Below are 5687 nucleotides of genomic sequence, written 5' to 3' on the forward strand. Positions count from 1 at the left end.
GACATGTCGAAGCTGGAGGAGATGGACGAGCTGAGGGGAAAGGCGGAGGGCTAGAAGAGGACGGGGCCGGAGACGGCTAAATCAATTTGCGAAAGAATCTTGACGGTACCAAGCCCGCGCTCATTCTGATTCCGCTGGCAGATATTGCGGACGGACGCAGCATAGGGGCCCATGAGTCTATAAGCTAGCCGCCATCCCGCATATGCATAATAAAAAAGGCCCCCGCAGAACGGGAGCCTGTAACAAAGTAATAACAAATCGCTCGGATTGTACTACTCGCAGAGCGAAAGGGCAGCCTCGTCGGCAACGACGACGCAGTTGGTGTGCAGCTGCAGGATCGAAGCCGGGCACTCGGGCGTAACCGGGCCATAGCACATATCGTGAACAGCCTGAGCCTTGGCCTCGCCGTTGGCGACGACCAGGATCATGCGGGCATACATGATGGTCTGGGTACCCATGGTGTAAGCCTGGCGGGGAACGTCGTCGATGCTATCGAACAGGCGGCTGTTGGCCTGAATGGTGCTCTCGGTGAGGTCGACGCAGTGCGTACCCTTGGAGAAGTGGTCATCGGGCTCGTTGAAGCCAATATGACCGTTATTACCAATGCCGAGCAGCTGCAGATCCGGGTAACCGGCGGCAGCGACGATCTTATCGTACTCGGAGCAGGCAGCGGCGGCATCGGGGTTGGAGCCATCGGGCACGTGCGTGTTATTCAGATCGACGTTGATGTGATCGAAGAAGTTCTCGCGCATGAAGTAGTGATAGCTCTGGGGATCATCGTGCGAAAGGCCGCGATACTCGTCCAGGTTATAGGTGCTGACCTCGGAGAAGTCAATATCGCCCTTCTTGTACCAATCGGCGAGCTGCTTGTAGGCGCCAATCGGAGTGGAGCCGGTGGCAAGACCGAGCACGCAATCGGGCTTAAGGATAACCTGCGCCGAGATGATATTGGCGGCCTTGCGGCTCATATCCTCGTAGTCTTTAGCTTTAATGATCTTCATTACGCATCCTTTCTCGTAGAAGAGAGGCAAGGCTCCCCTTACAAGCACTTGCCCGCGGCCTGCGTCGGCCGCAACCAACGTGTGCGGCCACCAGGGCGAGGTCGCGTAATGTATGTATCTCGTGTCTAGCCGCGTCGAGGCCCCTGCCCGTCCACGGTGACCCGAAGCCTTTTAGCCTCGGACATTTTTCATCTTGCCACGAAGGGCGCCCTCTTTCAAGGGCGCCCTCCGTAAACGTGTTTGAATTGTAGGCCAAAGGGCAAGCGAACGAGTTAGCGCTCGCGAGCGACGATGAGCTGATCCATCTCCTCGACATGCTCGCCAACGGAGCCCTTGATGCTCGAGAACTCAACAGAGTTGCACACCAAAATGGGAACCGTCACATCGTAGCCCTCGGCCTCGATTGCCTCGCGTTCAAACTCGATAAGCACATCGCCCTTATGGACGATATCGCCCACCTGTGCATGCACGGTAAAGTGTTTGCCCTCGAGCTGAACGGTATCGAGTCCAACGTGGATTAAAACATCCAAGCCATCGACCGTGTTGAGCGCAACGGCGTGTCCCGTTGGAAAAATCGCCTCGATCTTGGCATCCGCGGGTGCAATCACGCGCGTGCCCGTAGGCCGAATGGCAACGCCTTGGCCCAAAAGGCCAGTGGCAAACGTCTGGTCTTTAACCTCGGAAAGCGGAATGACATCGCCCGAGATGGGAGCATCCAGCGTAAGGACCCGACCACGCATACCAAAAGACCTTAGGACTTTAGTGAACATGCTCCCCCTTGGACATACCAATAATCAAAACCAGTTTTAGTAGTTTACCACTTGGCATTGGTTTTTGACCATTAGGGAAGTTCGCGCTTGACAACCTCGACGATGTCGTCAACGACGCGCTGAGTCAGCTCGTGCGTCTCGGCCTCGGCCATCACGCGAACCAGCGGCTCGGTACCGCTCGGGCGCACCAGAATGCGGCCGCGACCGTTAAGCTCCTTCTCGGCGGCAGCGACAGCGTCCCAAATGGGCTGGCAATCGTCCAGACCGGCCTTGTTGTCGGAATGCACGTTGACGAGCACCTGCGGGTACTTCTTCATGATGCCGGCAAGGTCGGTGAGGGTGCGGCCAGTGCGCTTGAGCACGGCCAGCAGCTGCAGCGCCGTCACCAGGCCATCGCCGGTGGTGTTGTGCTCCAGGAAGATGATGTGGCCGGACTGCTCTCCGCCGATAACGGCGCCGTCCGCGAGCATGCGCTCCAGCACGTAGCGGTCGCCCACGGCGGTCTGCACCATCTCAAAGCCCTGTTCCTTCATAGCGATGGAAAAGCCCAAGTTGCACATAACGGTCGAGACGATCTCGGAGTTGGCGAGCTTGCCGCGAGCGGCGAGGTCAGAGCCGCAGATGGCCAGGATGTAATCACCATCGATCTCGTTGCCCTCGCTGTCCACGAACAGCACGCGATCGGCGTCACCGTCGTGGGCCAGGCCGATGTCGGCGTGGGTGCGCAGCACGAGCTCGCGCAGGGGCTCAAGATGAGTGGAGCCGCACTCGACATTGATGTCGGTGCCACAGTAGTCGGTATTGATGGCGTGGACCGTGGCGCCCAGACGCTGAAGCGCGGCAGGCGTGGTCTGGCAGGAAGCACCGTGACCGCAGTCAACGGCAACGACCAGGCCGTCGAGCCTAAGGCCGTCGAGGGTGCTGATAGCGTGGTCGACGTATGCCTTGCGAGCATCCTTCATCTTGATGATGTGGCCCACACCGGCGCCGGTCGGCAGCGTGTCGGCAGCCATGGCCTCCTCGGACATGACCCAGGCGCTGATCTCTTCTTCAACGGCATCGGGAAGCTTCATGCCCTTGCGGCTAAAGAACTTGATGCCGTTAAACTCCGGCGGATTGTGCGAAGCGGAGATGACGATGCCGCCGTCGAGGTCGTTTTGGACAGTGAGCAGCGCCACGGCCGGCGTAGGGATAACGCCGCAGCAGTGCGGGCGACCGCCCTCGGCCATAATGCCAGCGGTCAGAGCGCTCTCGAGCATGGTGCCCGAAAGACGTGTATCGCGGCCAACGCAAATGTCCGGACCAAGGAACTTGGTCGCCGCACGGCCAAGGCGAAACGCGAGGTCGCACGAGAGGTCGGCGTTGGCGACGCCACGGACGCCGTCGGTGCCAAAGATGTTCTGGGGCATAGGATCGCTCCTTCCCAAGTGGGCAAAACGCACTCGCCCACCCTAGTCGAAAAAGAAAAGCGGGACCCGCCGAGCAATCGGCAGGCCCCGCTTGTACATTGTATCTCGTAAGGAGAAAAACCTTAACGCTTGGAGAACTGGGGAGCGCGGCGGGCCTTCTTGAGGCCGTACTTCTTGCGCTCGACCACGCGAGCATCGCGCGTAAGGAAACCGGCCTTCTTGAGGTCAGCACGGTAGTCGCCAGCGTTCAGAAGAGCGCGAGCGATGCCCAGGCGCAGAGCGCCGGACTGACCGGAGATGCCGCCGCCATCGCACAGAGCGATAACGTCGAACTGACCGGCGGTATCGGTCACCTTGAAGGGAGCAAGGGCGTTCTCAACGAGCTGATGACGGCCGAAATACTGCTCGGCGTCACGCTTGTTGATAGTCACCTTGCCGGTGCCGGGGACGAGACGGACGCGGGCGACGGCGTTCTTACGACGGCCGGTACCCTGGTAGACAACGGTGTTCTCAGCCATCTTTAAGCCTCCAGCTCAATCTTCGTGGGGTTCTGGGCAGCATGCGGATGCTCGGCACCAGCGTAGACCTTAAGCTTGGTCATCTGGGCACGGCCGAGGGTGGTCTTGGGCAGCATGCCGCGAACGGCGCGCTCGATGACCTTCTCCGGGTGCTTCTCCATAGCCTGGTGGAAGCTCTCAGCCTTGAGGCCGCCGTTGTAGCCGCTGTGGCGATAATAGGTCTTCGTGTCGGCCTTGTTACCGGTAAGCTGGACCTTATCGGCGTTGATGACGACAACGAAGTCGCCGCAGTCGCTGTTGGGCGTGAACTGGGGCTTGTTCTTACCGCGCAGGATCATTGCGATCTGGGTGGCAAGACGGCCCAGGACAGCACCATCGGCGTCGACGAGAACCCAGTTGCGCTGGACCTCGCCCTGCTTGGCGTAGTGAGTCGATTTCGAAATCACTTAGACTCCTCCATGTACAGTACGTGTTGTTACAGAGATTCACGGGGCTCTGCAAGTAACCCGTCCATATTACCCCGCCCGTCGCCCGAGTCAACAGGTATTTTGGCTCTGACCAGACTTTCTGCACATGTCGTCCATCGGTAATGATGTCGCGACGCTAGCGCTCGACAAATGCCTCGATATCACTCAGCAGACGCTTTGCCTCCTGACGACCCTGAATATACAGGTCGAGAAGCTTTGTCGGATCGTGCTCGACGTGACCGACCTCGACAGGCTTTTGCGGGGCAACGACCAGCGCGCGGCCCTCGCGCTCATACTTCCACAGATGCATGCGCTGGATGTTATAGCGGTCGTGGCGCGTCTCAATAGCCTCGAGCAGATAGGGGTAGTCGGCATAGCGGGCGCGTGCGGCAGGCATAAACTCGTAGGGCTTTTTCTCGTACGAGCGGTCCTGCGTGACAATGACAACCGCGCGATCGAAGCCGGCCTCCTCCAGCACGTGCTCGATGGGGACCGAATCGGCTACGCCGCCGTCGACGTATTTGTGCCCGTCGATCTCGACCGGCGGCGTCACCAGCGGCAGCGACGTCGAGGCGCGCACGGCATCGAGGTCGAGCACGGCGCTTTTGACCGGCAGGTATGCAGCGGTTCCAAAGAGCATGTCCGTCGCGACGGCGTACATCTCGATGGGGCTCGCGTCGAATGCCTCGTTATCAAAGGGATCCAAGCGGTCCTGGACATCGTTGAAGATGAAGTCGTAACCCACGATGGAGCCCGTGGACGCAAACGATGCGGCACCCATGAAGCGGTTGTCGTTGCAGAAAGTCAGGTTGATGCGGTTGGCACGGCCGATCTGGTGCGACTTGTAGTTCACGCCGTTGAGGGCGCCGGCCGATACACCGTAGACAGCCGGAATCTCGACGCCAGCCTCCATGAGGACGTCGAGCACGCCCGCGGTAAACTGCCCGCGAAAACTGCCGCCCTCCAAGACGAGCGCGACCTTGCCGGCGTTCTTTGCCTTATCTTCTGCCGTCATGTTGACCTCCTACTGTTTCGTTTTGGCCTTCTTCTACCCAGTTTTGAGATGGAGAGCGCATGGGTTTTGGAGTTGAGGAGGACGGGGCGACTGGCGGAAAGCACGTCCCGTTCTGGGGGGCGATTCCGGGATGGACTTTCCGCCAACAACCTATCCGGAAAATGCATCCCATTCTGAGCGTAGATTCTGAGATGCAACTTCCGCTTGAGGCGTCAACGTGAGTAGTCAATTTGGGACGGGGCTATTTTAGCTGCCCTTTGACTGTCGACGAATTATTGGGGACCGGAACTAATATCGACTGGCTTATAGGGGTAGCTAAAATAGCCCCGTCCCAAATTGACTACTCCACCTTGTAGAGGCTTTGCGCGGAGAATCCGCGTATTTGCTTCGCAAATACGCACCGGCTTCGGCCGCCTGCCGGCGTCCTCGCCCGCGGGCTAAAAACGCTTACGCGTTTTCTTTACGCCCGCGCCCTGCACAGAGTTCGATTCTCCGCGGTGCGGGGAT

6 protein-coding genes are annotated in these 5687 nt (G+C 59.3%); all 6 read right to left on the reverse strand.

The window, feature by feature from the left end:
• Positions 1–272: 272 nt before the first annotated feature.
• Positions 273–1001 (reverse strand): glucosamine-6-phosphate deaminase, encoded by a 729-nt coding sequence (nagB, locus tag ACTQWD_RS08545; RefSeq protein ID WP_427747557.1) that lies wholly within the window; start codon positions 999–1001, stop codon positions 273–275.
• Between the two features lie 272 nt (positions 1002–1273).
• A complete protein-coding gene (locus ACTQWD_RS08550) occupies positions 1274–1741 on the reverse strand; it encodes a PTS sugar transporter subunit IIA (RefSeq protein ID WP_370450664.1) in 468 nt (155 codons plus the stop codon).
• A 101-nt stretch (positions 1742–1842) separates the two neighbouring features.
• A complete protein-coding gene (gene glmM / locus ACTQWD_RS08555) occupies positions 1843–3180 on the reverse strand; it encodes a phosphoglucosamine mutase (RefSeq protein WP_154517985.1) in 1338 nt (445 codons plus the stop codon).
• Between the two features lie 122 nt (positions 3181–3302).
• Positions 3303–3698 carry a 30S ribosomal protein S9 gene (gene rpsI / locus ACTQWD_RS08560; protein WP_022094634.1) on the reverse strand — a complete coding sequence of 132 codons (396 nt, stop codon included), beginning with the start codon at positions 3696–3698 and terminating at the stop codon, positions 3303–3305.
• A 2-nt stretch (positions 3699–3700) separates the two neighbouring features.
• A complete protein-coding gene (gene rplM / locus ACTQWD_RS08565; RefSeq protein ID WP_370450665.1) occupies positions 3701–4144 on the reverse strand; it encodes a 50S ribosomal protein L13 in 444 nt (147 codons plus the stop codon).
• A 157-nt stretch (positions 4145–4301) separates the two neighbouring features.
• On the reverse strand, positions 4302–5180 hold the full coding sequence (locus ACTQWD_RS08570; protein WP_441016419.1) for a patatin-like phospholipase family protein: 879 nt from the start codon (positions 5178–5180) through the stop codon (positions 4302–4304).
• Positions 5181–5687: the final 507 nt, after the last annotated feature.

The organism is Collinsella sp. LCP19S3_B6, assembly GCF_052121815.1.
Classification (GTDB): Bacteria; Actinomycetota; Coriobacteriia; order Coriobacteriales; family Coriobacteriaceae; genus Collinsella.

What these genes read in the sequence shown, in the direction of transcription:
- ACTQWD_RS08570 (WP_441016419.1), bottom strand. Translation starts at nt 5,180, where the DNA reads ATGACGGCAGAAGATAAGGCAAAGAACGCCGGCAAGGTCGCGCTCGTC.
- ACTQWD_RS08550 (WP_370450664.1), bottom strand. Translation starts at nt 1,741, where the DNA reads ATGCGTGGTCGGGTCCTTACGCTGGATGCTCCCATCTCGGGCGATGTC.
- glmM (WP_154517985.1), bottom strand. Translation starts at nt 3,180, where the DNA reads ATGCCCCAGAACATCTTTGGCACCGACGGCGTCCGTGGCGTCGCCAAC.
- nagB (WP_427747557.1), bottom strand. Translation starts at nt 1,001, where the DNA reads ATGAAGATCATTAAAGCTAAAGACTACGAGGATATGAGCCGCAAGGCC.
- rpsI (WP_022094634.1), bottom strand. Translation starts at nt 3,698, where the DNA reads ATGGCTGAGAACACCGTTGTCTACCAGGGTACCGGCCGTCGTAAGAAC.